The organism is Paenalcaligenes niemegkensis (assembly GCF_022230885.1).
Lineage (GTDB): Bacteria > Pseudomonadota > Gammaproteobacteria > Burkholderiales > Burkholderiaceae_B > Paenalcaligenes > Paenalcaligenes niemegkensis.
Genome location: NZ_JAKGCT010000007.1, coordinates 16412 through 42425, shown reverse-complemented (window position 1 = coordinate 42425; position 26014 = coordinate 16412). Strand labels below are relative to the sequence as shown.

Here is a 26014-nt window from a genome sequence, read left to right as displayed (position 1 = left end):
TCAGCCCCTCAGCGCTTTCAGATGTGCATTGCATAAGTTCTCTAGGTGTGCCTGGAGAATCAGCAGCGTCAACCCATCGGCCCCCTTGGCGGCTTCAGCAACCAAGCCAATCGCACTTTCGTATTCGAATAGATTGTTGTCGCTGATTCCCAGCTCTTCGCCTTGCTTTTGTTCCATTTCAAATCCTTTTCAGCATCATTACGCTGGCACCACCAAGCCACGGCTTGAGCAGAGCCAGCGCGAACGTCTCACCTGCCGTATAAGTTGTGGCCGATGCACTAAACGTTTTGCTGCTTGATACCGTGTCAGCCTTGACCGACTTGCTCGTTACGCCCGTTTCCTTGGCGCGATAGATGAGGCCAGCTGCAGCGTCCTTAGCCACCTCTGCGCCAGCCTGCTTTACCGCATCAGGCGTGGGCACCGGCACAGTTCGTTTGATTTTCTGATTGAGCCACGTGTTGGCCATCATCACCGCGCGAGCCGGCTCGCCATTGCCAGCCCAATTAGCACCGAGGATGGCATCGACGTCCGCTACGGTGATGTAGTTCATTGCTCGCCTTCGCCTAGGTCTGGGCCGTCAACCGCATCAAGCAGCGCCTGAAGATCCGCTTTCTTAGTCACGCCCTCGGGGATCTCGATGCCTTTTACGGCCAGCTCTTCCTTAATTTCGGCCACCGTTAGCCCTTTAGACTTGCCCTTGTCTTCAGCTTGCGTGGCCACAGCCGTATCACGACTCACCTCGATGCCCGCTTTCTCATAAGCGGCTATGACATCGGGCCAGTTTCCAACAATCGTCACATGCTCAGCATCAGGCTCCGCTCGTTCGAAATAAATTGGATTGCGATGCGCGTAACCTTTCTTTATCTCAGCTGCCTTGGTGGTATAGACCAGTTTCATGACATCTCCTAGATGTTGGAAAGGGCGAGGCTTTCACCCCGCCCATCCTTATTACTCGCCCTCGTCGCTTTCAGGGGTAAGGTCAATCAACACGCCAGCGGTAGCCTTATCGCTAGTGGCATGCTTGCGCCAGTTCGCACCGGCACCTAGCGCAGCGACGTTGGGATTTACACCAGCTGTATCCTTCCAGCTGTAGCCCATGATGTCCACGTTGAAGGTGCCTTCCGCGCGGATTCCCGTGGCTAAGTTCTCCTGGTCGTCAATGTGGTACGAACGGAAGCCTGGCGCCTGCGACTCGGTAAGAGTGACCGCGCCAGCCTGTAGACCGAAGATCGTATCAGCAGTCACCTTATCGGACACCAGCACGGGCTTGCCCATGGTGCCTGGACTGCCGCCGTAGACCACCACACCAGCTTCTTCGAATATCTTCTCGTCGATAGCGTCATCCACCAGATCGAAGTACGAGGCAGAGTCCATGGCAAAAAGGGCGATACGGTTGAATCGGTCGCCAAACTTGCGCATACCCTTTGTGAGCACCTTCTTGTGATCAGTGGCAAACGATCCAGTGGCGACCATGCCTGCATTCGCTCCAATAGCCGCACCGAGCGAAGCAAACGCGGTCTGAATGTAGTAGTCCATCATCGCATCGGCCAAGTCCTGGCCCACCAGCATGGAAAACTCCTCCGGGCTGCGTGCGCGGCGCTTGAATGCCTCGTCGGTGCTCTCGTATGGACCATACTTCCAAGGGGTCTTGACGCCCACCGCCTCGTCAGCCCCGATTTTGGTGCCCGATACCCCACTGGTAGAGTTGACATCACGGTGTGCGAGACTTCCGCCGATTTTGTAGAAGGCCCGCTTACGCAGGTCGCCCTCGATCAGTTCGTTACGCAGCAAAATTGCGCCGCCAGACGACGCATTAAAAACATCCAGCACGTCCTGGAGCCGTTCCAGGTACGCGGTCTGAGCTAGGTCGTTGTAAATGACCAGATCAGAGTTGACAGTAGTAGCCATGCGGCTCTCCTTTATTTAGGTAATCTGAGATAGGCATCGCGCCCATGTTCATTGGTGAAAGCCGCCACTTCTGCAGCGGACATTTCGCTTCGTTTCTTTCCGGTAGACCGACCCTGCTTGTCGCCAGTCTGCCCAGCGCCTTGAGGCCGTGGCCACAGATGCGGAGCAGATTCGCGTAGAGACTCAGCCCACTCCAACGGCGAAAGCGGTGTCTTACCATCCTTGCCGTAAATCACCTCCTCACCGTCGTAAGCCACTGGCTCGCCGTTTTCGTCAAGCTTGAACGCCCCTTTTGCGCGCAGAATAATGTCCTCCGCAGCTTCAGATAAAGCCCCTGCTTTTGCGGCAGCAGCGCGAATCGAATCCGACAGCACCTTGTCTCGGAAGCGGTTCGCAAAAGTCTCTGCCTTCTCGGCGCGACCATTTGCATCAGCAACCTGCCGCTCCAGGTCAGTCCGGAGACGCTCAGTACGCTTTGTGACCACTTCGTCCAGCTTCCCCTCGGCCAGCAGGCGAGTCTCTTCGTCCGTGGAGGCCTTGGCTGCCAGCGCCTTGAGTGCATCGATATCCAAGCCTTCGAACTGCGCCTTGAAGTCGTCTGCCTCACCAAGTTTCCGCTTTGCCTCTTTGGAAGCATCCCGCTCCTTTTGCAGTGCGGTTTTCAAACCAGTGGGGTCTTCGTACCCGTCAATATTGAGGCGAAACTTCCCGTTTTCCTCCACATACAGGTCGCGAACATCTTCATCAAGAGATTCCAGCGAATCAACAGTGAATTGCAAAGCCATTTTTCAAACCTCTCGTTTGAGTGTGTTGCGCCCCATCTCGGGGCAATAAAAATGCTGGTAGGCATCTCGCCGACCAGCAGAATCGAAAAGGCCCCAGCGGTTAAGCCGAGGCCGTAAATGAAGAAACCCGCCGAAGCGGGTCTAGTAAGGGTTTAGTTTCTCTTGTGCGGTGATTGAAAGTTGCATCATCAGCCACGCCTGCGGTACTTCGTGAATCGGATATTGTTCAACGATTCGAAGTGTCCACCATTCTAAAAAGAATACGTCGCAGGGTTCAGGTTTAGTCGCCAAATATAGCCTTGAATGTTTCTACATCCCTTTGATGCAGTTGATCAATAGTGTAGCGCTTCCCCAGTGGGTCTGAGAATCTTTCAATAGGCATCTTTCCCTGCTTATATAGCTTATGGCGGGTTGGGCCTAACCATTCGCGCTGGTACGCTGCGTCCTGATTGGCAAACCACGATGAGTACGACGTGCTTGCTTTGGTTTGCCCAATCTTAAGGCCAGCTTTCTCGCGTTGACTCTTGGTCATACCCCCTATGGATCGGTACTTGCTCACTCCATCCCTGCCACGCACTTTCATCGCTTTCACAAAAGGCCGATTGCCGATCAGCTCACCCTCCAGCGCCGGCGCATACTGACATCTGCAGTTCGGATGGAGGGTAGCTGCAGGCTTTGGATCTGTTCGTTTGTATATCTTTCCGTCCAGTCCGGCACAGGCCACGCATGTGCGTCCCTCAAGCGCGGCCACACGAACCACGTACTCAACCCCAAGCGCTTCATAGGTATTGTCGTAGGCCACGTTCGCAATGTGATTACGCGCGGTGCGTACCACTCGCTCGACGTCACGCTTGGCTGCTTGCATCAGCCCATCTTGGTAGCGCAGGTCAGGGGTACCACGCAAGGCTCGGATGATTTGGCTGTTCGATTGCCCTGCCGCGATTCCCTGGCGAAGGCTGGCGTAGATTCTCGCCGTCTGGTCTGGTGCGATACCCGACAGCATATCCTCTACAAACTGCCCCATCAGCGGAGCTTGCATTGCATTTCGGAGCATGGTTTCTGGTTTGGGTTTGGGTTTTGGCTTGGGCAGACCATCAAGCGCCTTATGCATCACCTCGCCCATATAGGCTGCCTCATAACCAGCCAGCGATAGCGCTGATTTATCCCACTCAGAATTAATCGCCTGATTCAGCGTCACTCCCCAGCCGTCAATCTCGGCACGCATCGCCTTGAGCTTAGCCGTCGTGTACTTGCCGGATAGAAACGCCTGCATCTCAGCTTGCGTCAGACTGTCGAGGCGATCAGCCAAACTAGCCGTTAGCTCCTTAGCTAACAGATCGATATGCTCATGCAGCCGATTAACTACGGCAGACGACGCCCGATAGCTCAGTGCTGCATGTTGAGACAGCGCGGCGACAATAGCACGTTGCGCTGCTCGCAGGTCGTCATTCTTGCTCATCGATTATGCCGCCGGGGTTTTCAATCCTTAGCGCCTCGAAATCGTAATCATGCTCTGGGAATTTGCCAGTGGTGATGTAATGCCAGTAGGTGTCGTTGCTGATCTTGCCCGCCATTGCCGCTTGTAGCAGTTGCGTAGCCACCTGAGGATCCACGCCAGGCACAGAGAATTCAGGCTGCACGGAAAACGTCACGTGCTCTGGCTTATATCCAGCCCATTCAGCGGCATAGCGCAGCCCCTGCTCGATGGCCTCTGCTACCGTGATAACGATGCTGTGCAGCGTGGCATGCTGGTCATCCTGCCGTGCCTTGCGTGCTTCGCCGGACTCAATGCCCGACACGTCCATGACTTTTGCGCCCGCCTCAAGCGCAGCGCCCTTCTGATCCTGCATGGCAGTGCGTACGGCCTCGATGCCGGCCCCTTGAAACTCAAGATAACCGCATGATCCACGCTCGCCCAAATCCCACGCTGCCGATGGCCCTGTCACCGATAAGCCTTTGTCGTCCTCCATGCCCGAGACCCAAGGTTGCGGGTGACTGGTGTAATGCAGGCTGGTAAAGTAGTCAGCGCTTAGCTGGTATGATTTGATCGCTGCCCTGGCCATCGTAAGCAGAGGGACCTCGTCCACGTCTGGGCTATTGTCAGTCGAACCGCAATAGATCACCGGCAGATAATCCAACCCCTTCAGTAATTGACCGCCTGCGTCGCTAGTACCCAAGGCCTTAAACTCATCAACGACGACGCCCTTTTCATCTAGCACGCCGCTATGACACACGCCATCAATCAGCTTGTAGACGCGATAGACTTGGATGGTTTCGTGCGAATACTCGTTGTCAGGATCCTTCTCACGGAATTCACGAAAGACAGCCAGAGTCAGATCCTGCCGCCCACCCACGTTCTCGGTTTTCCAGTTGATGGCATTCGTCGTCTTGTACGTCGAGAAATACGGCAGCCCATCCTCATCCATGTTCACGACCACAGGCACACGGCCATGGGATACAGCCTGGCGCACCATACGGAAAAACAACTGCTTCAAGCCGAAGCCGTCACTCGTCGCGTTATCAAGCATGCCTTTCATGCCCTCAGGCAATTCGATTTCAGGCTGCAGACGCGACACCATGCCCATCATTGAACGCAAACTGTCGCGTACCCAGTGCTCGTACTGAGCGCGGTCTCGGTAGCTCTCGTATAGATATCGATTGCTGCTGTCCTGCTTTTCGGCCTCGACCATACCGGACGGCTTAGGCAAGTACTTCGTGTTGCTCTTAATGGCCTCTTCGCCCCCAAGAGCATCATCCATCATTTGCCACTCAGCGCAGTGCGCGTCGTAGCCTGGATTTGTGCTGGTTACTGACATCAGGCTAAGCCCCCAATTCGGCGGACCCCGCCTGTACGTTTTCTGCGACCCATGGCCACAGCGAAATATCTAAATGCGTCAGCGCCGTGGCTGGACCAATCATGTAGTGGCTTATCTTTCCAGCAGCCGCGTTTGTCGTCCCATTCTTTGCGATAGTTTTCTAGGCACTTAATGCCTTCTTCGCACGTGGACTGGTTAAACGCGCAGTGCGGCAGAATTTCCCGCGCCTGGTCAATCCCATCATCGACGCCGAGCTTCGGCACTACTTTGAATCGAATACTGTATTTTTCCCCGTCGATCTCATAGCCCTCACGAGCCAGTTCTCGACGAGTCTTGCCATCGCTACCAAACTCACGGTTATCAATGTCATGCGGCCCCCAGTGGTCACCATAGGTGTAGCCACGGTCTTTCAGCACCTTCATGTAATGACGCAAGCCCTCGCCGGAGTTCTCGTAGTAATCAATGACGTGATACTGCTCACCAATAAAACGCACGAACCAAATCGACGTCGAATCGCCAACACCAATGTCCCAGAACGTATGTACGGGCTGGTGGCTGTTGTCGGGCAACTCGGCAATGCGTTGCTGGGCGTAAAGCCTCGCGAACTGTTTGGCGTAGTAAGCGCCTTCCACTGACTGCTGAAACGCCTCTGACGGTATCGACGGGTATTCCCGCTTCATATCGTCACCGAGCGTGTTCTCTTTGGCGTGGTACCAGGCCTTTTGACCCTCCGTTAGCATTACGCCGTGCTTGCCCTCAAGCTCGTTAAAGTAATCAACTAGGCGCGTGGGTAATGTCGCGACAGGCTCAAGGCTGTACTCGGGATTCTTCCACCACGAGAAGAAAAAGAACTTCCAGTCCAACGGCCCTAATGGCTGTTTTGACGCTGCCTGTTTTTCGGCCGCCTGGGAGTAATCAAAGAAGTACCCAGCTCGGCCCTCTGCCGTTGATTCAATCGTGACAAAGCAATCTGTTGCGACCGCCTCAAACGCACCCGTAACGATCTCTCGAGCCTTGTGCGGAAACTTCGCGCAAATCTTACCGAACTCCGAAACGTGTAAGTATCGAAGCGTACCGCCACGAAAGGATGTGCTGACGTAGATCGAGCCGCCTTTTGCAAACACCAACTCACCAGCTGAGTCATTACTCGCTGGGTTGGCCAACCTAATCTCAGCAGGCAGGTTGTCATAAGCATATTTGACCTTCTCCCTAAACAAGCGTTTGGCGTCGTTCAGGGTGTGAGCAATCAGGGCGCACTTGGCTGACTCGAACAATGCAGCGTCCAACTGGATAATGCACTGCTCAGTCGTAAAGCCGAGCTGACGAGCCTTCAGGATGATATTTCGCGTGTGCAGGCCGTTGAAATACTCCAGCTGCTCGGCGGTCATCCGAAAGCGGACTTTCTTGCCCTGCTTATTCGTAATGAAGTAGAGATTGTTTAATCGCCAGTGCTTATCCCGAAGCTTCTTCAAATGCTCCGGTTTCATATTTAAGCCTCAGTCGATAAATCATCCATCATTGAAGAAAGCGTCTCGACAGTCTTGTCGCCTTCCTCGGTGTCTAGGTTGTATGCCTGGCGCTCGCCCTTGATCACCTTCAGCTGGGCATCTACACCAGCATTCAGGGAACGCGCAAATTCGTTATGGTTGTCTTCGTGTACTTCCATGACATCCAGAGCATGGCAAAGCTTGTTTGCTAAGCCTCGCCATTGAGCCAATACGATGCGGTGAGCTAAGACAACATCAGCAGCTTCGTCTGAAGCGTCCTCAACTATTCGCGCATCTTCACGCACGGTGGACTGCGTGACGTCAGTGCGTGAAGTCGTGCGTGACAGCTTCGCCTTAGTAGCAGTTTTTACTTGCTCAGTAAGATCTCGCTGCCAGCCATTACGCTTGGCTCTACTCCGTACCGTTCCCTCTTTAGTGCCATGCTTCTCTGCTATGGCTCGTATTGATAGGCTACCCGCCCGAAAGGCACGTTCGATAGCCTCCCAGTCAGGTTGCTTCATTTGTTTTATCCAATAAAAACCGCCCTAAGACAGTTACAGCCCGAAGCTTTGAAGGTAAGCTTCTTATTAATGAGTACTTTTCACTTTGCAACATGAGGATCGCTATGGCGCATGCACGAACCGAAGTTAAGAAATTACTTACCGCCCAGGAACTAGAGCTGTACGATTTCGGAAGCTCGACCGAAATCAATAAGCTGACCAAACCGCAGCTTCGCACTAAGCTTGAGCGCAGTCGGAAGCTGCGGGATAAGTACCGCGATCTTTTTCGGCGCCAGAGATTAGCGCTCCGCTCAGAGGTGGGCAGCAAGTCCGGCACCAAAGGGAACGCCAACGATCGCACCCGACAAAAAGAAGAAATATTTGCGGAGGTCGTGGCTCGATTTGAGTCACGCATTCTCCATATTGAAGAGCAAGAGGATAAGGAACTTCAGGCGGTCGAATCTGCGCCAAAGGCCTAAGATCGCACAATATCAACCACGTATTCGACAGGCCCGCCCGCTTAACGGAAGAGGCTTCGCGTAAAGCGCGGCCCATTCCGTTCAGTGGGCCTGGAGCGAGGTAGCGTGGTGCCAAGCACTATACGTTTAAATGCAAAAAAAGCAGCGATAAGCCAAATAGGCTTTTAACCACGCAGATTTAACATGACTAAGTTTGTATCCATGCAGCAAGCCGACCTCCCTTACTCTTTCACTAAAAGCTTTTCAGAAGTAGACGCTATGGCGATACTTAGCGCCGTACCAGGCGATACTTTTAAGTTAGAGGGTGGGGTTGGATATCTACCTCTTGATGATGACGCCATTACACTCACATTAAAGTCACCCGGAGGATGCCGCCACACTCACCTCAATTACGAAGAGATCTGCCGCCAACTACGGGGTTCATAGCTCCTCGCTATGTCTCTTTACGCCGTATAGGGCCATCGTTATACCCCGCTCATGGCTTATCGCTCATGAGTCGGTGAGTTGAGCAATTAAAAAACGCCCCATGGGGCGGCACTCTTTCTATTGTTGTGGTCTCAGCCTTCTATGCTCAGCTTCGTCCAAAGAATACACTTCCTGAGCTTTTTTGATCCACTCTTCTTCTATTGACTTCAAATAGCCAATCGCCTCCTGCAGCGATACACAGAACCTGTTTTCACCGTTGGGATAAAAAACCACCCAGTGCTGGACGCCATCATTATCTATAAATAAATCTAGCGCTCCAAATGACCCATGAAACATATCCGCTCCTTATGTAATAGGAAGCTACAGTATGCTCCACCTGACAAGAGTTAGCCATCACACCCAAGCCGACACAGCCCAGCCAGTCAAAATCAACACACCCGCAGCAAGCGGCGGTACCCATACGATCCTTACAATGCGCTCTCCGAAGCTGGCCTTCTGCTCATCCTTGCTGGGCGCCTTCGCTTGCAGCACTCTGAGTACGAGTATCAAGCCATAGGCCTGAGCAGCGCCAATTTGTGCAACGCCAAATAACGGGACGATAAACCAGCCCCACAATACCGATAGCGCCAGCCCGAACCAGAGCGCAGACCAGGCAATCGAAAGAATCACGATGGCGATAACGCCGACAGCTGTGGATGCAATCACGGCTGCACCATTTTCTTTGTTAACCATCCAAACCCTCACTTAGTTGATATCCATAGCCGCACTTGTGATGAAACACATAGCAGGGCACCTCATCACGAGCCACCAACCATGCTGATCGGATAAGCTCATCATCCTCAACCTGTGGCTCTGCATCGATGTAATATAGCGTGCGGCCGTGCCTCACTGTGTCCAGGACAATCCGGCCCTTATGGTTTACCGACAGGACGAATAGCATGCAGATTCCAAAAGAAAACCCACCGATCTCTCGAAGGGTGGGTATGGACACTTAAACGTATGGCGGCTGTATAGGTGCGGTTTCAGGCCACACCGCTTCAGGCTGGTCGCAGTCGCCATGCGTTTAAATCCCTAGAACGCCCTAAAGTAATAATCTTTGCCACACCTTATCGACAGATTGAGACCGCAGCCCTCGCGTTATAAATCACCGTATCAACAACCGCATAAACAACCATAAAGACTCAGAAGATATGAATACGGTGGCAATACTGGCTTTCGGCTCATTTTTTATAATGATCGGCTTTGGTTTGGGGCTCCTAGCCTTCTATTTCGAAACACAAAAAACACCTCATGTACCGCAATATCCTCCAATAGATCTAGAGCTCAACAACGAGTCCGCCGTTACTGCATGGGCTGCTGTATATGAACAATCAGCGGAGACGCTACGTGATACTGTAAAAATGCTCTCGGGAGCTAACATAGCGGGCCTAGCGACTTGCGCTGCCATTATTGCAAGCAAGCAAGGACTCAGCGGCTGGCCTATTTATGCTTCTGCCGGAGTTTTCGTGATCGGCCTGGTGGCCACCATACTGCCCAATGCGGGTTTATCAGAAAAGTATCGCGAGGATTCAGCCGCTATTTTGCAAAGCATCAAAATGGGCTCCAATCAGCCCACGCCTATGCCGGATGCGTGGCCCACCGGCCATCGCCGACTTATGCAGTCATTTTCTCTAGCGTCTATTTTCTTTGGCACACTATTCTTAATTTTCGCGCTAATGAAACTGGCGAATAGTTGAATGATTTTTTGAATGCGCTAAGTGAAAAATAGCCCCGCTCAATGGCGGGGCTTCGTTTACTCAAGACGCAACTTTCTCACCCGTATTGTGCTGGTTTCTGTAATGGTTGTCCACGATCAGATGTTATGGTTTGCCACCAATATTCGGCAGAGCTTCCGTTAATGCCCTCTCCCCTGTCTATGCCGACCTGGCCGCTTTCTTCTAACGCACACAAGGCCCGCCAAACACCAACCCTGATTGCTGGCAACTGCCTTTGAGACGCACGTGGCGCAACGTGATTAAGCACCTGTCGCATCTTAAACCGTCGGCCCGGGTGCGCCGCCAGCAAGCCAATAACCTCTTCCGCATACTTCACGCCACTTCCCTCCAAATCAAATCCCTGAACAAACCCACGTACAGCTTGTACTCATGCTCACGCAACCAAACTCCGGTCACGCTTTTAATCCACCGCTGCGCTTTCTCCCTGCGTTGCTTAGCCTGCAGTCCTGCAAATAACCCATTACGCTGAGGGTATTCTGCAATCACAACCATCTGCTCGTGATGAGGCAGCGTTTTATGCAGCCGCTCTACCGCTACGGCCTGGTCGACGTTGATGGGCCGATACTCGTCCTCGAACGGCACTACATGCTCCATGTTGCCCACACTCTCACCTGACGCGCACCAACGGGCCCAGTTCCATAGAATCGAATCAGCGTCGTAGCTACGCATTGGCGGCCCCCATCATTTCTATGCGGTTTTGGATGCTATAGCTTGATGATCCTTCTGGCAGTCCTAATGACATTGCAATGCTATCGAGCTGGCGTACTAGCGCTGCATGAGCGTTAGATATGGACCTCGTGTAATCCAATGTCTTTTGCGGGTCTGTGTTAGCCAGTACACGCACTAACAAAAACTGCTCACGCGCACGATCAACATCAGCGAATTGCCACTGCGGGGCTTGATCCTTCATCTGGCCGTAATTCTTATGATGCAGAGCCAGTCCTTTGCGTATTTTGATGTGGCCACGTTTATTCACCTCCAATAGCCCCCATTTATCGGGCATGTCGGTAATGGATAGAACGCCCTCCGGTGCCATGTAATAGCGCCAATCGCCTACGCCACCGCTTTGCCTGTGCGGCTTGTTTTTGTCAGCCAGAAAATCAGAGCGACTGGTTTTAACCTCTACCAACACACTGCCTGCATGGGGTGCGCTTGTCCTAAAGCCAATGGCATCAGGCACCTCGCCGTCCCAACCTGTACGGCACTCGCTTAAAGCCACATCACAGCCGGGACCACTACGAGAATTAGGCCGCTTCAGCCAGCGCAGCGCCAGCTCGCACAATTCCTTATGACTAAACATTCTTGCCTTCCTCTTTCTTAAACAACTTCTCTAGCTCTTTCCTTGCGCGCCGCTCTTTGGCCTCAGGCTGGCGCTCGTTATGCTGTTCACGTTTGCGACGGATGAAATCCACGTGTTTTGCAGGATCGTCGTAACACCATCTAGGTAGCGCCATTACCAACCTCCACACGCACAAATCCACGCTTAGCAGGATCTAGCTCAACATCAATCAATACAGGCCTGAACACGCTGTCATCGACACCTAGCGCTTTAGCGATGCCATCAAGGTGGTGCTTTATGGCGCCATGCATGCCATCGATGTCGCGACGTATACGGTTAGGCGTGGCAAAGGTGATACTGAGCGGCACCCGGTGCGACAGCTCAGGTTTGGCTATGCCAACAGCTGCTTTAGCTGCCATGTAGCCATCAGTACGTGCTTTCTCCTTATGCTTTTGAAATGATGCCCAGTGACGGCCACCGCGAGCATTTGGGAATAAAGCACTTTCCGGCCAGGACAAACGAATTTCGATCATGCTACCTGCCTTTGCGCACGAACCTGGATTACGCCACACCCGTAAACACGGCGAATCGCAGGCAGTACGCAGTGACCGGAAACGCCGACAACCTCAGCAACCTTTTCTGCTGACAGCCATTCATCAACCGCCAGCTCAGCAATCCAGCGATCGAGGAGCAAGTGCGGTTTGTTGTTAGGATATTTGCGCGTCATGCTGTCACCTCTTCCCAGCTAGTTGAATCACATAGCCCATACGACGAGGCGCAGCTATCGGAATCAATCAAATCTGCCAGCATGTCGTACTGGCGCCCGCCACGACTTGTCCGGGACCACTCGATGATTGAGTAAATGCCGTGCTCTTTGGCTTGGACAGGCGTGATGCCTGGCGCAGGGATGAACGTGGACGCCTGTCGCTTGGATGCTGCGCCGACCAGTTGCTCCCATTCATGGATTCGAGCCACATGCTCAGGGAAACGCGCGCCTATTTCTCGCAGCTCGTTTTTGCGCGCGTTGATGCATGGCATGCAACCGACACGACCCATCCCTTGCATGTACAGCGGGTTTGGCTTGATGCCGTGCCTAGCGCAGTAATCGAATACGTCCCGAGCCGACCAGTCAACGATAGGCCTGTAGATGTACAGGCCGCCGCCGACATCCTCAAAACGCTTGGCTCTGCGTCGGTTTAAGCTTTCATCGCGACGCACACCCTGCCAAGACACAACCTTGTAGCCCTGGTCAATTAGGTCCATCTGGAATTCAACGGCTGGATTGCGCTTTAGCTGCTCAGTGCAAAACTGTGCTTTGCGCGACGGGAAGCGCCCTTTCCACAGGCACAGATCCAAAAACGGATTGCCCGTTGGTTGCAGCACAGCTAGCGCCCTGCGCTTGGCTTTGTTTGTCCAGCGCAACTTGCGACCATGACGGCGACCTGTGCGCTGATCCCGAGCAATAAACCTTCGCTTGTTCGCTATCTCATTATCAAAATTAGCCTTCAACCGGGTAATCTTGATTCCCAGGGCCAGCTCTAAATAATCCAGGTACTCGTAGACGACCTGATGCTCATTGCCGGTATCGCAGAATATGGCGATCACGTACTCACGGCCGAAACGGGCAATGGCCAGCAGCAGCGTAGCAGCCGAGTCCTTGCCCCCGGACACGGATATGACATGCATTACTCTCATGCCGCCTCCTTGGACAAGCGATACTGGCGCCTGACCTCTAGCTCTAGAGCGGTTTTTGCAGCATCACCACGACGTTTGCCAACTAACTCAAGGAACGGCTTGCGTGCGTTAAACGGCATGGATAGGACGTATCTCGCTTCGCATTCATGGCGATATTGCTCGGTTGATTGATGTCTCATGCGTTCGCCTCCGCTGGCTCGGGCAGCATCAGCGCTCCTTTGAATTCAGCATCAGTGAGCTGCTTGGCAGCATCCTTTTTCGTTGAGCCGCCCATCAGCAAAACCTGCCTAGCTTTCACTGGGTCGCCAATCAGCACAGGAGGCTCAATACGCTGAGCGTTCTGAGGGCTCTGTGCGTTATGGGCCTCCGCTATGCCAGGGAGCCACTTAGGAAACTCAAACTCGCCACGCAATCGGTACCCGCGATAACGGTTCTCAAACTCTTTGGCGACAAAGGGCCATTCGTCTTCGCTCTTTGTGCCTAGCGCAATCCAGCCACCCATGTCTTGCAGCACGGCATTGATCGCAGGATCGTCAAACGCTACGCTCTGGTAAGTACCAACCATACGCACGGCACGATCAACCTTTGCCCAAGCCAGTAGTGCACCATCCTGCGTGGTGCCGCCAATAAATTTGATGACGTCTGCAGGTTTTGGCATGTACTGTCCCGTATCAGGGTTTTGCATATGACGGTTCAGTCCCTCGCGAACAGCTGGAAGGTCATACTGCTTAAGTGCGTTCCACCACAGCGCTAGCGCCATTGGTGACATGCTCCTGCTGTGAAGCTCTGCTGTAGCGTTTACCAATTGGGTGAACTCGCGGTAATCAGACTGTTGCATTGTCGTCTCCAAAAAGCATTTGTCTGGCCTGCTCAGCGGCAGCCATGTTTTGGTCGTATAAGGGCGATGCAGAGCCCTGGCTGCCCTGAGCTTGAGCTGGCTCTGGCAATCCATCCTCCCAGCGGCTTTGGTTCAGGTAGGTCAGCGGAGCAGGCTCATAGCCATCACGCCACTGCTTCGTTTTCGCCATGGCCCGAACGTGATCGATAATTTCGTCAGCAAATCTGTCGAGCTTTTCAGCCTTCCACTTTTCCAAGCATTTGCGTTTAGCAACACGGCGCGGAGTGTTTGGGTAGGCCAACCAGAACTTGGTAAATTGGCATTCAGTAGCCTCAGCGGCGTCGCCAGACGACGTAATCTCTGTAGTAGTCTCTGCTGTATTCTCTGTATCTATTAACGACTTGCGCTTTGGGTTGCCCGCCGACTGCGCTTTGGGTTGTTCCCCAATTGCGTTTTCGTCGTTCGGGGATTGCGGTTTGTGCAATTGGGGAGGTGCGCTTTGGTCGTTCGCCGATTCCCCCTCATTTTCGTCGCCCTCGCCACCGCCTTTAGGCTTAGAAAGCGACTCCATAAATGCGTTAAATGCATCGTGATCGAGCCTGTAATAAATGCGATGTTTAAGACGTTGTACGGTTTCAACCAACAGACCGAGGTCACGTAGCTTTTTACGTGCACCAGCCTGCTCACGGTAGCTAAGACCCGTTTCCTCCTCCCACTCCTCAGACGTTTTGTAGACGCCTAACTCTTGGTCTCCGGCCAACTCATCCCAATACATCAGCTGGCATAGCAAGATGGCGGCATTCACGCCTCCGACATGCTTAGCAATTCCTGAGTAGTAGGCAATTGGGCGACCAACCGTACGTAATGTATCTAATGGCCTCATGCCTCTACCCTCTCCATTCCTGCAGCCGACAACGCACCAGCAGGCACATCGCAGCCACGTTCAATTAGTATTTCGATGCATAGGCGCAGCAAATCAACCTGGCGGCCGTAGCGCTCCTCGAATCTCGTTTTCCATGGGTGAACGGCGATTAAACCCGCCACGCCAGTGCCGTCCTGATGGTGGCCAGCGCATAGCGGTAAAACGAACCAGTGCGCATCTGGTTTGGTGCGCCCATCGATGTGGTGAATGCTCACAATTGGCTGATGAACACCATCACGGCGGCAAGCAGTGCAGCCCATCTCTGCTAGCCGATCGTGAAACCGCTTCTGCTCTGTCGTTACCGCCCTGCCTTTCATGCCACGGGATTTCATGGCCTTTGGTCGGCCTGCGCTCCAGGTGCCGCGTTGCAGCGGCTTTCCCTGCTTTAAAGTGCTATTCCAGGCTTTCATCGCTCAAACTCCTGCAGCAGTGACTCCATTGCCTGCCCTGCTTGCGTGTCATTGATGAGTGGCCACAAAAAACGAGTAGCTGCAGTGGAGCGTAAAAAACTCACGACCTTTGCGTGATGCTCGGAAAACTCCACATCATCTAAATTGGTGTAAGAAACAGATTTAGGGAGTGCCACCATGCGCCCATCAGGGCCTGGCACAAACTGACAATGCCCTGCACCAACCTCTACCCAGCTACGGAAGTCATCTGGATAGGCAAACTGCTCTTGGTTATCGAACACGAGTCCAAGCATGGCAAAATGGCGGCGATGGAATGCGCCGCTACGAGGGAAGCGGTGTTCAAAACTAATGGTTTCGCCAGGCTGTAGTTTTTGAAGCTTGCCCTTGAATCGGTTGTAGGCCCTGCTGTCAGCAGGCGTCAGCCCCTCCAAGCGGCCTTGCTCGTTGATGCGTAGTGCAACCTTAGTCATGGCGACTCACCTCTTTAGAGCGCCAGCGAGTCACATTGCGAATCACTCGAAAACACAGAACGATAAGCACACGCGCTTTGGCAACAACTAGCTCTCGCTCTTCCTCTGTTACTCGACCATCAGCGGTGGTGCTTGTAATCGCAGCGCACATTTCTCCTAATTCTGAAATCGCTTTTAGGCCTTTGTGATTTAACGCACTTCCTTCATCAGAGAAGCCTCCCTCTGGTTCCGGCGGCATTTCGACCACACTCAGCTCGGCCTGCTCATTAGCTGCAATCAACCAATCCTTTGCGGCTTCTCGGCTGCAAACGAAGTCCTGCATCCACTCCATAAGCAAGAAGGCCATATCAAGGTCTAGCTGCTCACCACCCGTTAACTTTCGGCGCAACGATTCAGGGTGAATGGAAACACCGCGACGCTCAGTTAGGAACAAGGCAGCAGCATTCACACCGCCCGGCGTCTGCCGCACAGCGTTATAAAGCGCATCGCGCCAACTCAAAGATGAAAACCGTTTAGTCATTGGGTTGAACCCCTCTGTATTTCAGCGTTTAACCCAAGGGCAGCATCTACTACGATGCAACTGTCATGTTTATTTGCCTTGGGACTACAAATGAAATCTGTTTTGAAACAACCGCAACCATGCGGCATGGATACTTACGAATTACTGGAACTACAGGACAAGGCGGTTGATCTCGCCTGCCAAACGTTTGACGACCCCAGTCAGGCCCATGTCGACGCCGTGCAAGAGCGTCTGGTGTGGAATGCTCGGCACGGTCTTGGGCAGCAAGGCGCTGTGACGCTTCATTGATGGGTGGACAAAACCAACCTTCGGGAAGTACGAATAGACGACCACCGCCAGGCGTTGCAAAATCTGGCAATGGAACATGAACTTCTTTTTGACGATGTTGTGAATCTGACCTATGCCGCGTTCGATGAACCCACCGACGATCACGTATTGGGCGTGTTCGAGCGATTGATTTGGAACATGCAGCATGGGCTGGGTCACGATGGCGCTACTACGGTGCACTGAAGCATCGCCGGGACCTATCGGTATGCGCTCGTCGTCTGGGTCTGGGCGCCAGGGGTTGGGGTTACGCATGGATAGTCTCCTCAGTCTCATACGGTCGCTGCTTACTAATCTGTCTCCAGCTTTCAGGCCAAGCCAATGGGTCTGACTTCGCCACGGCAGCGACTACCCTGTCCGAAACGGCAGGCGACAAAACCTCAGGCCACTTACTTACGGCTTGATAGGTAATGTTTAGTGCTTTGGCTGCTGAGGCGACAGATCCTCCAAGCAGCTGAATTGCATATTCTTTTCTCATACGCCAATTTAACTATAGTTCATCTCTAATTGCAACTATAGTTCATGACTGATAGCTTATATTCTCAACTATGGTTGAATACTCAGATCGTCTAGATTGGGCAATGAAAGAGGCTGGCATGGATGTGCGGCAGCTTTCTGACGCGCTCGACGCCTCTTATCAAGCAGTCAAAAAGGTGATAGATGGAAAATCCTCCGCCTTTAATGCCGCTAATAACGCAAGGGCCGCACAGCTATTAAATGTGAGCGGTGATTGGCTGGCTCTTGGGGTTGGCCCCCGCGAAAGAAAGACTGGCGAAGCAATATTGCCTGCACTATCTAGCCGCCCTCCTGAGGGCTACACGCGCCTAGAGCACCTGCCCTATCAACCGTCAATGGGCACAGGAAGGTCTCACGATGGGGATCTGGTTGTGCACCATCTGGACGTGCTTGATAGCTTTATTAAGCAAAAAGTAGGAACAACAAGCACAAGCCGAGTGAAGTTATTGACTGGTATTGGGCAAAGCATGATGCCAGCCATCCAGGACCATGACATTGTTTTTGTTGATGTCGAGCATAGGTGGATTGATCTGCCTGGGTACTACGTCATTGACGTGGGCGGACTGCTTCTACTCAAAAAGGCCATGATCCAATCAAATGGCATTCTGATACTGAGAAGCGAAAACACTGTCGAATTCCCCGACGAAGAAAGATTTGATTTAGCCACTGCCGCTGACTCCATTACCGTATGTGGCAAAGTGCTTGCATGGTGGACGCTTAGAAAAGGGTAAGCATCAGGGGCCTTCGGGCCCTTTTGTTTAGGCTTGAAGTAACGAAAATTATTATTATTTATTTATTTGTAAAGAAACGGCAATGACATACACCTACAAGATGGTACAGATTCCACCAAACATTGAAGTTCAGGCCAAGAAACATAAAGGCAGCGAAGCGGCCCATTACTTAGAAAGTGTAGTGAATAAAAATGCCGAAGACGGCTGGGAGTTTCAACGAATAGACAGCATTGGAGTCAAGACAACAGCTGGATGCTTGGCTTCTCTGTTTGGGCATAAAGAGACGTTTAGTAATTACCACGTCATTACATTTCGTCGTCGGGCTGATGCCTAGCCTGACAAAGTTAATAGTCAATGCCTACAGAAAGCTAGCACCACAGCGTGTAAGGCAATCATGTCGGTTTGAGCCTAGTTGCTCGGAATATTGCTTACTGGCAGTAGAAAAACATGGTTTTTGGAAAGGCTGGAAAATGACCATTAAGCGCTTGATTCAGTGCAAACCACCGCAGGGCGGCACAGATTGGCCTTAATGCTCTTATTGATGATTTCAGGTAGCAGTGTTTATTTTTTATTCTTTAATTAATAAAGGCACTTCATGACAAAGATATTCGCAGTACTCGCCCTCACCCTGATTTCGCTCAGTGCCGTGACCGCCGACGTATCTGCCCATAGTGGCCGGACGGATAAAAACGGATGTCATAACGACAACAAGAATGGCACTAGGCATTGTCATTAACTACCAGACGAACTGTTAGGACTGCTAATCCAATCCGTCACAACAACACCAACTAACGCGAATCTATGACTGCTTACTATGATCTGGAAATGCCCCACGAGATCTACTACGATAGCGTGGAAGCAGTCCCACTCAAAAAAATCATACGATCCCTTCAGGGGCTTGATAAATCCCTAAAAGGGCTTCCTTACGCACTCCAATCGCTATTGAGCTCCAGCATACAAGGCCTGTCTGTTAAACTTGAAAGCGTTGAAACAGGAAGTGAATACATACGTTTTTGGAGCAGATTAAGATTTAAGACAGATAAGGATCTAGATGAATTCATATATAAGTTCGGTCAGGAGCACCCACGAATCGTGCGATTAATTGATATAGTTTTCGCTGCATTTATTTTGTTTGTAGGCTACAAAGCACTATTTCAAACGGGCCAACCGACCACTCATATAGAGGCTAACAATAGCGTCGTAGTCGTTGCTGGAGCTAACATAAGCGGTCTGTCAGAGGAAGCTTTCGCTCAAACAATAGAAAAAACGATACAAGCCAATCCAGAGCTAAAACAAGCATATATGGATCTTATCGCTCCAGCAAAAAATGCTCCTGGAACATCTATTCAATTTGGCACTGATGATGCGCCAATCACCCTAACGGCCAACTCGATAGGGGAGATGCCATCCAAAATCCTCCAGATCTCCTCTCTACAAGAGATTGACTATACAAATGTTTTATTGGACATTCGCGCTACTGATTTAGATTATAGAAGCAAGGGCTGGTCCGCTATGGCAGGAGGGCTTGAAAAAAGATTGCCAGCAACGTTGTATCCGCACATAGAGCCCAGTGCATTGACAGGTACCATATATGCCGACGTAGGGGTGCTATACAAGCCTGATCCTGCGGATGGGGCTAGGCTAGTGCCAACAAACTTAATCATCAAGAAACTAAATTTACGTGATCAATATCCTTCCGTTCAGGTTGTAAGGTCTTATGTAGAAAACAAGGAATATGATGAAGCCTCTACTGTCGATGATCACAAACCGCAGCCTAGTCTTTTCTAGAAAATCCAGCCCACGTTTTATTTATTGGCGCCTCTTATTGTGAGCCCTCTTCCGAGGGTTTTTTAATTCCACTAAGCCCTAACGGGGCTTTTTTACATCTGCAGCCTGCACAACGCTCATAAGCATCCGTGCATCCACCCCACCCAAACCACCCTTGAGATGGTTTTTTGTGGATGGTACTCCTCTCGACCGGCTAGGAACGCTCAATCTCTAGAGAACGGACGACCTTTAAAATCAACCGTTACAAGGTTGCCATCCAGCTCTCCCATGCCAGGCGCATTTAAGGGCATTCCAGGAGCGGCAACTCCCTTAGTATTCGAACTATTTAAGAGCTTCGTTACTACAGAAGCAGGAACGTGCCCTTCAACTATCTGCCCTGTTTCGTCCAGTACAGCCGTATGACAAGACCCCAGCTCTGCAGGTACTCCCAGCCGCTCCTTTACAGCCCAGATTTGATTTGTTTTAACAGTTTTTACTTCAAATCCAGATTCACGCATGTGCTCTGCCCATCCTTCGCAGCACCCGCAATTCGGATCTTGATAAACAGTCAAAGAGCTAGCTGCTACAGCACCAAAAACTCCAGATAGGGCTAAAAGCGCAAATAGTCGTTTCATTAAATCTCCATTATTAAATCCACAGGCAACACGTCGCGCACAGGAGCATAAATATGCTTAAGCTTCTGTCGCATATCTAGTCCATTATAGGCCGTTCCAACTGCTTCACTCCCTTGCTTGCCTACTCGATCACCGCATCCTGACCGCCCGTGAGGCAGTTTATTTTCCTCTACCTTGCGATGCGCCCATTATTCTGACTCGTCCCGCACTCCCTCCTTCCTAAAGCATTAATATTGTTAAGTAATGCGACTTGTAAAAGCTCTAGGTAAAGAGCGAGCCTGAGCTATTATTCAATTAGCTGAAAAATCATAAGGAATTTGGGATGATTACTGTTGAATCAGGTTTATTCCTTAGAGTTCAAGAGCTGGATAATGGACCTAAGCCCTACCCGCTACAAAGCGGCTTCAGTCAAGACAATGCTTATCGTGTATTAGGTCTCTATAGCCCCTCAGAAACCTCAGAGGCATACTTCATCCTCGCAAACGACAGAGATGAAATATGGTTCATTTCTAACAAGCACTTCCGAGTATCTGGCCTCTACCCTCACAACACTAACTTTAGGCTCTCACTATCCGAGCCCGTTTGCTTAACTAATTAACCCCTAAGCTTTCCCATAATCATGCCCACTAAGTGGGCTTTTTTGCGTCTGGTGATCTTACTCAGAGAACTTAGGTTCATATTCAATTGAACTATAGTTGACAAACCAACTGAACCATAGTTAAATAGATCTAACGCTACACCAAACGACCCACACCGCTTAGGCCCAAGGCCAGCACGAGTCAGTAGCGATTGATCTTTAACAACGAGCTGAGATAAATAGTGAGCAATGGCGATTACGCCCAAGCCTCACCAGGACTCATACACCCTCCTGACAGGAACGTAGCTGCGTTCCGGGCAAAAGACATGGTGCGAACTGGACACGATTGGATTCCCGCAAGGAGTGGGAGCAGTGCCGATCAGAATTCAGGGATCAGGGTAGCGCCTGACGCGTAACTCACTATGGATCGCGTAAGTCCGATTGCAGCCTCTGCTGGCGACCAACAGCAAGCTACATAGAGACGTGATGACAGGCCGGAACAGTACGGTCGATAAGGGCCTCTCCGGAGGCCGCTTTGGTAAGCATCAATGGTGGTGCTTACTGAAGCGAGAAAATATGAAAACAGCATACGACCTACTCCTGGGTGCTCCAGATGCCCAGGTAACTCGCTGCCAGATCGCATATAGAGCAATTGCCGATGGCGACTGGCGGCAAGCGACTCACCACCTACAGAACGCAGCACAAGAAGAAAACGGCACGGCCTGGGCGAAGGAAGCGCAAGAGCTTGCGGATGCATGTCAGCGCCGCAACCCTTACAGGCTGGAGGCAACTAACCCAGTAGCTGCCGAGTACTGGGGTGCTGATCTTGATTAACGCATCGCCCCTCACGGTGCCTTATCTTCAACCGCCTCGTGCCTGGGCGGGTACAGACACCATTGTTGAGTGCGTTCCAGCAGCGTGTTAGCGGCGCTGTAGGCATAGCATTGATTCAGCTCCTTTTGTTTGTTGTAGGAACCCTGCTCTATGGGAGGGAGCGCACTCAACTGTGATTAATAGGAGATCAGTATGGAAGAAAACCCAGAAGAAAGCTTCGACGCCTGGATAACAAGCAACTACCCAATGTTCGAGTTAACTGGCGATCGCGAAGAGGACACTACGGCTCGGCTGGTACGAATCGTCGCTTGGGATCTATTTAACCAGCGCTCTGAGCTTCTGCAGCTGCTTGCCGAGGCTCGACAGCAACTGCCCTTAGCGGCAGCCTGTTGGAATGAGGACGAGAATCGTGAAATCGCCGATACGAGCGCCAAGCGCGTACTGGGTTTGATCGCCAGAATCGACGCAGCTATGGAGCAGCAGCCATGAGCTCCGAAACGTTCATACCGCACCCCTCATGCACAGTAGCGAGCGGCGACTGTTTCGTTGCTGCCCGCTGCATAGGTAAATGCCAAACTTGCCTGCCCGCCTATGAGGCCAACGTAGAACTGACGGAAGCGCTGCGGCTGCTGAAAGAGCTGCACGAGTACACGCTGATGTTTCGCGGTATGACGGGATATGTGGACGGATCCGGAATCGACGCCACCGTCAAGAGGGCAGGTATTTTTATTTCAAGGAATAGGCCATGACCAAGGCAACAAGACTAGCTGCTCTGTCGGCTTCCAGCGAAGAGATGGAGTTTTGGGGAAACCTAATTCCGAAGTGCCCGCACTGCGGAGATGACTATGATATTGAAGGTCACGAGGCGTGGAGCCTCTACTCAGAGGGGGATCACGAGATAGAGTGCCCCGCCTGTGATCTGAAATATACCGTGTCTGCGCATGCCACCTACACCTACAGCACAGACGATCAGCCGGAGGATTTATGACCAAGGCAACGATGCCGGAGCCGGTGGCTTACGCAATATTCGCAGAGAATGGCAACATCCGCATTTGGTCACGTGAGCCGCGCGATCTTCCCCACTTGGATAGCCTTGGGCCGATGGATCAACTCATCACCACCGACCAAGCCGAGGCCTACGCAGCCGCCAAAGCCTTGGAGGTCAGCGACACAGACAAAGCGCTGGCCATTTACGACGAGGGTGTACGGGCAGGCCTTGAGGCAGCCGCGGCGGTGGTTCGAGCCACGCTTTACCCAAAGAATCAGCGCCACGACTGGACTGATTGTGCGGTCATCAGGGCGGATGCATCGGAGCAGGCGGAGGCCGCCATTGTTGATCTAATCCCCCAGCACAACAACGAATAGAACCCCATCTAACCCGCCCAGACGGGCCGCTAGGGGAAGTAGCGGAATCTTCTACCTTACTGCGAGGCGATCTGGGTAGCAGAAACGGCACCGATATTGATCGGCAACCCTTGAGCCAGTACAGGGGCATCATTAGAGCGGCGGCGTGGATGGACACGTACGACAACGTGAAGCATAAAACGCTGTCGGGGAAGCGCCACCTTCGGGAGTGGTAGGCCAGCTGGTATCAAGCCCAGTCCGCTCTAATGATGGTGAGTACCGACTTTCTGCGATTGCATATCAATCATTCAAAAGGATTTCAAACGTCATACACCATCGCGTAACCCGACCGCGCAAGTGTCGGGCTTTCGCGGGAGGCCTATCACCCCGCTGATCGTAATTGGTAGGTAGAGAAGTGGACGCGCTCTATAACCCGCAAACGCCATGACCACCTCGGGAAAGCAGCGAGGGCTATCAATAGTGCTGTAGCTCAGTTGGTCAGAGCGCCCCTTGTATGGGGAGCCGGAAAGGAAGATTCCGGGCAGGTGCACCTGCGGCACTGGTTCAAGCCCAGTCGGAACTATTGATGGCAGCAGTACGCGGAGGCGATCCGCTAGGTAATAAGCAGTAAACCAGCCGGTACTGGGGATGGCGCGAAACGTGGCGCACTGACCTTACTGCACGGCAATGCCGGGATCGCATCCGGCGCCATCAAAGAGCAGCGGGGGCTGACCACCTCCAGCGCGTGAACCTCGTGAGCCAAGGCTCTGGGCAAGCAGCATCCAGCTGTGAGCCTATAGAACGCGCAGAGTAACAAACGGTGCACGGCAGCGGGAGCTGCGCTGGATGACGTAACCAGCACATACAACCGTGAGAGCAGCCCTGGAAACGGGAAGCCGATCACATGTCCTGCCGATTGATGCAGGAAGGTGTGATCCCCGGGCGGCAACCGGGACCACCAAATAACCATAAAGGATAGATATGGAAATCAAAATTGATCTAGACCTAGCTGGCATCATTGCCGCAGCTACGGCCACAGAGCGCCTACAGCCGATCATCGACAAGGCCATCGCAGAAGCCCTCAAAAGCGCCATTGAAGACGCCACCGGATACCGCAGCGAGTTCCGAAAAGAACTCACGTCGCAGATGTCTCAAGCCATTCCGCATGGCCTCAGAATCGACGATTACGCAAAATTTCAGCAGATGGCAAACGCAGCGATTAATGAGTCTGTTCATGGTGCGAATGCGCAGATCATCCAAACGGCAATGAAAGCCGCATTAAAAAATGTGGCTCCAGATGTACCCGAGCGCATAAAACTGTCCGAGTTAATGAAAGAAGCTCGCTACGGACTTCATAAAGAAGAGCATGAGGCTTTTTATGCCCACCTAAAAATGTCGGAGCGCGGTGGAGGCTGGCTTTCTTTGGACGGCAACGAGGATTGTCGTGGTGAGTATCTCGCCGAATTCTGCATAGCTTTCAATGAGGAAGGCGATGTTTATTCTTTGAAACTAGACGGCAGAGACCTGACTCCCAAGAGCCTGCCTGACGCGGTCGGTGGTTTCGACGGGCTACTGCTATCCATGTATGTCGGCCGCACTTCGCTGGAGCTAGATATGGATGAATGCGAGGTGGAAAGCGCTGCCACCGCCGAAGAGCACGGCTACTGATTGGCACCTGCAATAGCAGCCCTTCGGGCATGCCAGCATTCCCAACCGTTGACGCTAACAGAGCCGAAGATTACGGCACCTATGGCTTAACAATGCGTGATTATTTCGCAGCCAAAGCAATGCAGGGGCTCATCGCCAGTAACGACGCTGAAGCAGGTGATCGCCTAGATGGGATTCCAGAGTATGCCTATCAAATAGCCGATGCCATGATCAAGGCTCGAAAAGGAGGATCCAGTGACTAAATACCAAGCTCTGCGAGATGCGGTAGGCCAGGCAACGCCCGGCGAGTGGTCTATCGGACCGTCATATACAGATGACGATGGTTATATAGAACTGCCGATTTACTCGGTGGTGGACGGCCAGAAAACAGCGCCAATGGCCATAGCCCTGCAATTTCCTTATGTGAGAGGAATGCAGGAAGCCAATGCAGCATTTGTGACTCTAGCCCACAACCTTACGCCCGACCTGCTTGCCGAGCGTGACGAACATGCTGCTGAGATAGCTCGACTACGCGCCCTTGTTTCCGAAATGGCAGATAACGACACATACGAAATCGAATACGACGACGGTCGAATGTACTCAGTCTGTCACGGATGTAGCGCACAGGATGATGACGAACACAACCCGAACTGCCTGTACGTTCGCGCCCGCGCCGCCCTACCTCAATAACCCACCCCGCCCAGTCCTAACTGGGCCTCTCTAGCCACGACATTCCCCCCTTACACAAGTGCTGTTTCCCCGACGGCATGGAGTGTCGTGCCTAGAGGGTTCACTGCGAGCCTGTCAAAGCCGCAACTTCTAGACGTGAGACGCCGACTTAGCCGGTGAAACCTCTCTAAATTCAATCAGCCGCCTCTCGCGGCACTTCAGGAAATCCCATCATGAATGCAATCACAGCCCCCATCGCGGTGCGTGAGGCGGTTGATCACGCGCGCCTACTCGTAACGATCTCTGAGCAGATTCTCGAATGCCTATGCGGTGATCGTGAGCATGTCTATATCGCCTTCAATCACACGATGCTTTGCTCTGCTGAGAATCGCGCAAGCATTGCTGAGGTACTTGAACATTGGCTCATGGATGAATACCCCGAGGTCGGCGCTGACCTGCTTACTGCGCTCGATAACGACTATTTCAGAGCCAGGCTGCTAAAGCGCCGCAATGAACTTATCCATGAAATCGCTGGTGCCACGCTATCACGGCTCACGCCTGACGAACTGGAGGCGCTCACATGAAACTCATAATCCTGCTTAGCTCATACGCCCTAGCCGTCTCCGCCATAACCGCTGGAATCGAACATTTTTATTATGG

At 52.4% G+C, this 26014-nt stretch carries 44 protein-coding genes and 1 tRNA gene; 18 read left to right on the top strand and 27 right to left on the bottom strand.

Going from position 1 to position 26014, the window contains the following annotated elements; translation table 11 throughout:
* The 9 genes from L1889_RS18125 to L1889_RS18085 form a co-directional block, all read right to left on the bottom strand.
* A complete protein-coding gene (locus tag L1889_RS18125; RefSeq protein WP_238666411.1) occupies positions 1-177 on the bottom strand; it encodes a hypothetical protein in 177 nt (58 codons plus the stop codon).
* Position 178: 1 nt separating this feature from the next.
* A complete protein-coding gene (locus L1889_RS18120) occupies positions 179-550 on the bottom strand; it encodes a hypothetical protein (RefSeq protein WP_238666410.1) in 372 nt (123 codons plus the stop codon).
* Positions 547-897 carry a hypothetical protein gene (locus tag L1889_RS18115; protein WP_238666409.1) on the bottom strand — a complete coding sequence of 117 codons (351 nt, stop codon included), beginning with the start codon at positions 895-897 and terminating at the stop codon, positions 547-549. The genes L1889_RS18120 and L1889_RS18115 overlap by 4 nt, the downstream gene beginning before the upstream one ends.
* A 51-nt stretch (positions 898-948) precedes the next feature.
* Positions 949-1908: a major capsid protein gene (locus tag L1889_RS18110; protein WP_238666408.1), complete on the bottom strand. Its 960-nt coding sequence runs from the start codon at positions 1906-1908 to the stop codon at positions 949-951.
* 11 nt (positions 1909-1919) lie between these two features.
* The gene (locus tag L1889_RS18105; RefSeq protein ID WP_238666407.1) at positions 1920-2693 is read right to left on the bottom strand and encodes a hypothetical protein; all 774 of its coding nucleotides are present in this window, start codon (positions 2691-2693) and stop codon (positions 1920-1922) included.
* Positions 2694-2973: 280 nt separating this feature from the next.
* Positions 2974-4152, bottom strand: a complete 1179-nt coding sequence (locus tag L1889_RS18100) for a minor capsid protein (RefSeq protein ID WP_238666406.1) — start codon at positions 4150-4152, stop codon at positions 2974-2976.
* A complete protein-coding gene (locus L1889_RS18095; RefSeq protein WP_238666405.1) occupies positions 4139-5509 on the bottom strand; it encodes a DUF4055 domain-containing protein in 1371 nt (456 codons plus the stop codon). Before L1889_RS18095 ends, L1889_RS18100 begins: the two co-directional genes overlap by 14 nt.
* Positions 5509-6996: a terminase large subunit domain-containing protein gene (locus L1889_RS18090; protein WP_238666404.1), complete on the bottom strand. Its 1488-nt coding sequence runs from the start codon at positions 6994-6996 to the stop codon at positions 5509-5511. The genes L1889_RS18095 and L1889_RS18090 overlap by 1 nt, the downstream gene beginning before the upstream one ends.
* A gap of 2 nt (positions 6997-6998) precedes the next feature.
* Complete coding sequence (locus L1889_RS18085) at positions 6999-7517, bottom strand: hypothetical protein (RefSeq protein ID WP_238666403.1); 519 nt, start codon at positions 7515-7517, stop codon at positions 6999-7001.
* A gap of 104 nt (positions 7518-7621) precedes the next feature.
* Here L1889_RS18085 and L1889_RS18080 point away from each other — a divergent pair, with 104 nt between their 5' ends.
* Together L1889_RS18080 and L1889_RS18075 are read left to right on the top strand one after the other, a co-directional pair.
* The gene (locus L1889_RS18080) at positions 7622-7975 is read left to right on the top strand and encodes a hypothetical protein (protein ID WP_238666402.1); all 354 of its coding nucleotides are present in this window, start codon (positions 7622-7624) and stop codon (positions 7973-7975) included.
* A gap of 183 nt (positions 7976-8158) precedes the next feature.
* Positions 8159-8401 (top strand): hypothetical protein, encoded by a 243-nt coding sequence (locus L1889_RS18075; protein WP_238666401.1) that lies wholly within the window; start codon positions 8159-8161, stop codon positions 8399-8401.
* A gap of 117 nt (positions 8402-8518) precedes the next feature.
* Here L1889_RS18075 and L1889_RS18070 read toward each other — a convergent pair whose 3' ends face one another.
* The 3 genes from L1889_RS18070 to L1889_RS18060 are packed head-to-tail and all read right to left on the bottom strand — an operon-like array spanning position 8519 to position 9341.
* Positions 8519-8737 carry a hypothetical protein gene (locus L1889_RS18070; protein ID WP_238666400.1) on the bottom strand — a complete coding sequence of 73 codons (219 nt, stop codon included), beginning with the start codon at positions 8735-8737 and terminating at the stop codon, positions 8519-8521.
* A gap of 57 nt (positions 8738-8794) precedes the next feature.
* Positions 8795-9106, bottom strand: coding sequence for a hypothetical protein (locus L1889_RS18065; RefSeq protein ID WP_238666399.1), 312 nt, complete (start codon positions 9104-9106; stop codon positions 8795-8797).
* A gap of 19 nt (positions 9107-9125) precedes the next feature.
* Positions 9126-9341 carry a hypothetical protein gene (locus L1889_RS18060; RefSeq protein WP_238666398.1) on the bottom strand — a complete coding sequence of 72 codons (216 nt, stop codon included), beginning with the start codon at positions 9339-9341 and terminating at the stop codon, positions 9126-9128.
* A 250-nt stretch (positions 9342-9591) separates the two neighbouring features.
* On the opposite strand from L1889_RS18060, the gene L1889_RS18055 reads away from it, so the two are divergent.
* Positions 9592-10137 carry a hypothetical protein gene (locus L1889_RS18055; protein WP_238666397.1) on the top strand — a complete coding sequence of 182 codons (546 nt, stop codon included), beginning with the start codon at positions 9592-9594 and terminating at the stop codon, positions 10135-10137.
* Between the two features lie 351 nt (positions 10138-10488).
* Here L1889_RS18055 and L1889_RS18050 read toward each other — a convergent pair whose 3' ends face one another.
* From L1889_RS18050 to L1889_RS17990, 13 genes are all read right to left on the bottom strand, one after another.
* On the bottom strand, positions 10489-10845 hold the full coding sequence (locus L1889_RS18050) for a hypothetical protein (protein ID WP_238666396.1): 357 nt from the start codon (positions 10843-10845) through the stop codon (positions 10489-10491).
* Complete coding sequence (locus L1889_RS18045) at positions 10838-11476, bottom strand: adenylosuccinate synthase (RefSeq protein ID WP_238666395.1); 639 nt, start codon at positions 11474-11476, stop codon at positions 10838-10840. The genes L1889_RS18050 and L1889_RS18045 overlap by 8 nt, the downstream gene beginning before the upstream one ends.
* Positions 11469-11630, bottom strand: a complete 162-nt coding sequence (locus L1889_RS18040) for a hypothetical protein (protein ID WP_238666394.1) — start codon at positions 11628-11630, stop codon at positions 11469-11471. The genes L1889_RS18045 and L1889_RS18040 overlap by 8 nt, the downstream gene beginning before the upstream one ends.
* Positions 11617-11988, bottom strand: a complete 372-nt coding sequence (locus L1889_RS18035) for a hypothetical protein (protein WP_238666393.1) — start codon at positions 11986-11988, stop codon at positions 11617-11619. The genes L1889_RS18040 and L1889_RS18035 overlap by 14 nt, the downstream gene beginning before the upstream one ends.
* Positions 11985-12182, bottom strand: a complete 198-nt coding sequence (locus L1889_RS18030) for a hypothetical protein (RefSeq protein WP_238666392.1) — start codon at positions 12180-12182, stop codon at positions 11985-11987. Before L1889_RS18030 ends, L1889_RS18035 begins: the two co-directional genes overlap by 4 nt.
* Entirely contained in the window at positions 12179-13150 is a 972-nt protein-coding gene (locus L1889_RS18025) for a phosphoadenosine phosphosulfate reductase domain-containing protein (protein ID WP_238666391.1), read from the bottom strand. Before L1889_RS18025 ends, L1889_RS18030 begins: the two co-directional genes overlap by 4 nt.
* Positions 13147-13329 carry a DUF7696 family protein gene (locus tag L1889_RS18020; RefSeq protein ID WP_238666390.1) on the bottom strand — a complete coding sequence of 61 codons (183 nt, stop codon included), beginning with the start codon at positions 13327-13329 and terminating at the stop codon, positions 13147-13149. The genes L1889_RS18025 and L1889_RS18020 overlap by 4 nt, the downstream gene beginning before the upstream one ends.
* Positions 13326-13988: a DUF6475 domain-containing protein gene (locus tag L1889_RS18015; RefSeq protein WP_238666389.1), complete on the bottom strand. Its 663-nt coding sequence runs from the start codon at positions 13986-13988 to the stop codon at positions 13326-13328. The genes L1889_RS18020 and L1889_RS18015 overlap by 4 nt, the downstream gene beginning before the upstream one ends.
* Positions 13975-14871, bottom strand: coding sequence for an LvrA C-terminal domain-related protein (locus L1889_RS18010; RefSeq protein WP_238666388.1), 897 nt, complete (start codon positions 14869-14871; stop codon positions 13975-13977). Before L1889_RS18010 ends, L1889_RS18015 begins: the two co-directional genes overlap by 14 nt.
* Positions 14868-15320 (bottom strand): Ref family recombination enhancement nuclease, encoded by a 453-nt coding sequence (locus L1889_RS18005; RefSeq protein ID WP_238666387.1) that lies wholly within the window; start codon positions 15318-15320, stop codon positions 14868-14870. Before L1889_RS18005 ends, L1889_RS18010 begins: the two co-directional genes overlap by 4 nt.
* Positions 15317-15790 (bottom strand): DUF1367 family protein, encoded by a 474-nt coding sequence (locus L1889_RS18000; protein WP_238666386.1) that lies wholly within the window; start codon positions 15788-15790, stop codon positions 15317-15319. The genes L1889_RS18005 and L1889_RS18000 overlap by 4 nt, the downstream gene beginning before the upstream one ends.
* The gene (locus tag L1889_RS17995) at positions 15783-16310 is read right to left on the bottom strand and encodes a hypothetical protein (RefSeq protein WP_238666385.1); all 528 of its coding nucleotides are present in this window, start codon (positions 16308-16310) and stop codon (positions 15783-15785) included. The genes L1889_RS18000 and L1889_RS17995 overlap by 8 nt, the downstream gene beginning before the upstream one ends.
* Positions 16311-16460: 150 nt before the next feature.
* Positions 16461-16910 carry a hypothetical protein gene (locus L1889_RS17990; protein WP_238666384.1) on the bottom strand — a complete coding sequence of 150 codons (450 nt, stop codon included), beginning with the start codon at positions 16908-16910 and terminating at the stop codon, positions 16461-16463.
* Between the two features lie 305 nt (positions 16911-17215).
* On the opposite strand from L1889_RS17990, the gene L1889_RS17985 reads away from it, so the two are divergent.
* The 5 genes from L1889_RS17985 (at position 17216) to L1889_RS17970 (ending at position 19669) form a co-directional block, all read left to right on the top strand.
* The gene (locus L1889_RS17985) at positions 17216-17881 is read left to right on the top strand and encodes a S24 family peptidase (protein ID WP_238666383.1); all 666 of its coding nucleotides are present in this window, start codon (positions 17216-17218) and stop codon (positions 17879-17881) included.
* Positions 17882-17963: 82 nt separating this feature from the next.
* A complete protein-coding gene (locus L1889_RS17980; protein ID WP_238666382.1) occupies positions 17964-18215 on the top strand; it encodes a DUF4177 domain-containing protein in 252 nt (83 codons plus the stop codon).
* Entirely contained in the window at positions 18208-18411 is a 204-nt protein-coding gene (yidD, locus tag L1889_RS17975; RefSeq protein WP_238666381.1) for a membrane protein insertion efficiency factor YidD, read from the top strand. Before L1889_RS17980 ends, yidD begins: the two co-directional genes overlap by 8 nt.
* Before the next feature lie 65 nt (positions 18412-18476).
* On the top strand, positions 18477-18617 hold the full coding sequence (locus L1889_RS19350; RefSeq protein WP_372871907.1) for a YHYH domain-containing protein: 141 nt from the start codon (positions 18477-18479) through the stop codon (positions 18615-18617).
* 65 nt (positions 18618-18682) lie between these two features.
* A complete protein-coding gene (locus L1889_RS17970) occupies positions 18683-19669 on the top strand; it encodes a hypothetical protein (protein WP_238666380.1) in 987 nt (328 codons plus the stop codon).
* A gap of 203 nt (positions 19670-19872) precedes the next feature.
* Here L1889_RS17970 and L1889_RS17965 read toward each other — a convergent pair whose 3' ends face one another.
* Positions 19873-20283: a DUF411 domain-containing protein gene (locus tag L1889_RS17965; protein ID WP_238666379.1), complete on the bottom strand. Its 411-nt coding sequence runs from the start codon at positions 20281-20283 to the stop codon at positions 19873-19875.
* Between the two features lie 1063 nt (positions 20284-21346).
* Here L1889_RS17965 and L1889_RS17960 point away from each other — a divergent pair.
* The 6 genes from L1889_RS17960 to L1889_RS17935 all read left to right on the top strand — a co-directional run bounded on the left by L1889_RS17960 (position 21347) and on the right by L1889_RS17935 (position 23622).
* Complete coding sequence (locus tag L1889_RS17960; RefSeq protein WP_238666378.1) at positions 21347-21694, top strand: hypothetical protein; 348 nt, start codon at positions 21347-21349, stop codon at positions 21692-21694.
* Positions 21695-21886: 192 nt separating this feature from the next.
* Positions 21887-22183 (top strand): hypothetical protein, encoded by a 297-nt coding sequence (locus L1889_RS17955; RefSeq protein ID WP_238666377.1) that lies wholly within the window; start codon positions 21887-21889, stop codon positions 22181-22183.
* The gene (locus L1889_RS17950) at positions 22180-22443 is read left to right on the top strand and encodes a hypothetical protein (RefSeq protein ID WP_238666376.1); all 264 of its coding nucleotides are present in this window, start codon (positions 22180-22182) and stop codon (positions 22441-22443) included. The genes L1889_RS17955 and L1889_RS17950 overlap by 4 nt, the downstream gene beginning before the upstream one ends.
* Positions 22440-22682 (top strand): hypothetical protein, encoded by a 243-nt coding sequence (locus L1889_RS17945; protein WP_238666375.1) that lies wholly within the window; start codon positions 22440-22442, stop codon positions 22680-22682. The genes L1889_RS17950 and L1889_RS17945 overlap by 4 nt, the downstream gene beginning before the upstream one ends.
* Positions 22679-23059: a hypothetical protein gene (locus L1889_RS17940; protein WP_238666374.1), complete on the top strand. Its 381-nt coding sequence runs from the start codon at positions 22679-22681 to the stop codon at positions 23057-23059. The genes L1889_RS17945 and L1889_RS17940 overlap by 4 nt, the downstream gene beginning before the upstream one ends.
* A 457-nt stretch (positions 23060-23516) precedes the next feature.
* Positions 23517-23622: transfer RNA gene (locus tag L1889_RS17935), tRNA-Thr, on the top strand.
* A gap of 29 nt (positions 23623-23651) precedes the next feature.
* On the opposite strand, the gene L1889_RS17930 is transcribed toward L1889_RS17935, so the two are convergent.
* The gene (locus L1889_RS17930) at positions 23652-24008 is read right to left on the bottom strand and encodes a hypothetical protein (RefSeq protein WP_238666373.1); all 357 of its coding nucleotides are present in this window, start codon (positions 24006-24008) and stop codon (positions 23652-23654) included.
* Positions 24009-24019: 11 nt separating this feature from the next.
* Between L1889_RS17930 and L1889_RS17925 the strand changes: the two genes are divergently transcribed.
* From L1889_RS17925 to L1889_RS17910, 4 genes are all read left to right on the top strand, one after another.
* Positions 24020-24706 (top strand): hypothetical protein, encoded by a 687-nt coding sequence (locus L1889_RS17925; RefSeq protein ID WP_238666372.1) that lies wholly within the window; start codon positions 24020-24022, stop codon positions 24704-24706.
* Between the two features lie 29 nt (positions 24707-24735).
* Positions 24736-24948, top strand: a complete 213-nt coding sequence (locus tag L1889_RS17920; RefSeq protein WP_238666371.1) for a hypothetical protein — start codon at positions 24736-24738, stop codon at positions 24946-24948.
* A complete protein-coding gene (locus L1889_RS17915; protein WP_238666370.1) occupies positions 24941-25375 on the top strand; it encodes an ead/Ea22-like family protein in 435 nt (144 codons plus the stop codon). The genes L1889_RS17920 and L1889_RS17915 overlap by 8 nt, the downstream gene beginning before the upstream one ends.
* Positions 25376-25587: 212 nt before the next feature.
* On the top strand, positions 25588-25938 hold the full coding sequence (locus L1889_RS17910) for a hypothetical protein (RefSeq protein WP_238666369.1): 351 nt from the start codon (positions 25588-25590) through the stop codon (positions 25936-25938).
* The last annotated feature ends 76 nt before the right edge of the window (positions 25939-26014 follow it).